The organism is Methylophaga sp. UBA4204 (genome assembly GCF_002379485.1).
Taxonomy (GTDB): domain Bacteria; phylum Pseudomonadota; class Gammaproteobacteria; order Nitrosococcales; family Methylophagaceae; genus Methylophaga.
Genome location: NZ_DFTU01000093.1, coordinates 15,206 through 16,301 on the forward strand (window position 1 = coordinate 15,206; position 1,096 = coordinate 16,301).

Annotated in this window: 1 protein-coding gene and 1 pseudogene; both read left to right on the plus strand. The window is 46.5% G+C overall.

What is annotated here, in order from left to right; translation table 11 throughout:
• Positions 1 to 189: pseudogene (locus B3182_RS13980) on the plus strand (tRNA (guanosine(46)-N7)-methyltransferase TrmB); the annotation flags it as partial.
• 81 nt (positions 190 to 270) lie between these two features.
• Positions 271 to 1,096, plus strand: an 826-nt coding sequence (locus tag B3182_RS13985) for an OmpP1/FadL family transporter (protein ID WP_292753160.1), incomplete at its 3' end; no start/stop codon positions are given.

Here is a 1,096-nt window from a genome sequence, read left to right on the forward strand (position 1 = left end):
ATGGCAACAGACTGGCAGGATTATGCAGAACAAATGTTGCAGGATCTGTCGGCAAGTCATGATTTTATCAACACCAGCATATCAGGTGATTATATTCCGCGGCCGGAGTACCGTCCCTTAACCAAGTTTGAACAGCGAGGCCATCGACTGGGACATGGAGTATGGGATTTATTATTTCAGCGTCGATAATTGTTACAAACTTGCTTCATTTGCATGCATAAGCTAGTTTTGCCTTAATTAACAACTAATCACTTACCAGGTAACGCTGCCATGACCATGTCCCGTACAACCCAATTTGGTTTTTATCTTTTATTAGGGGCAGCCAGTAATTCTGCAGCCGCAGCGGGCTATGCCCTGATAGAACAAAGCATTACGGGGTTGGGACGCGCCTTTTCAGGTAGTGCTGCAGTGGCGGATGATGCCAGTACAATTTTTTTCAATCCGGCTGGCATGACAAGTTTATCCCGTAAAGAAATGAATATGGGGCTCAATCTGATCGCACCCCGGGCAGAATTCTCCGATCGCGGTTCTAATGCCAATGGCACACCATTAACCGGTGGTGATGGCAGCAATGCCGGTGAACTGGCTGCAGTTCCTAATTTTTATTATGCTCACCCGTTAAATGACAAGACTGTCGTAGGAATTGGTGTGGGCGCGCCCTTCGGTCTGGTGACCGATTATGGCGATAGCTGGCAGGGGCGTTATCATGCGATTCGTTCGGATCTGCTTACGGTTAATATTAATCCCAGCATCGCTTTTAAAACTACCGAAAAACTCTCGTTAGGGTTTGGTATCAACCTTCAATATATAGATTTGGAACTAAGTCAGGCAGCGAATTTTGGTGCTTTTACGGGTGCACCTCAACAAAATGATGGTCGAGTACGTTTAACTGCAGATGATTGGAGCTGGGGATACAACCTCGGTATGACTTATCAGTTTACTGAAGCAACGCGTCTGGGCATTAGTTATCGTTCAAAAATAACCCATGATTTGACTGGTGATGGGGAGTTTCGTATCCCAGAGAATTTTAGCGCTGCTGCTGCCGCCTCAGGTATTCGGGATGGAAACATTGGTGGCCGGGTAACCTTGCCTGAAT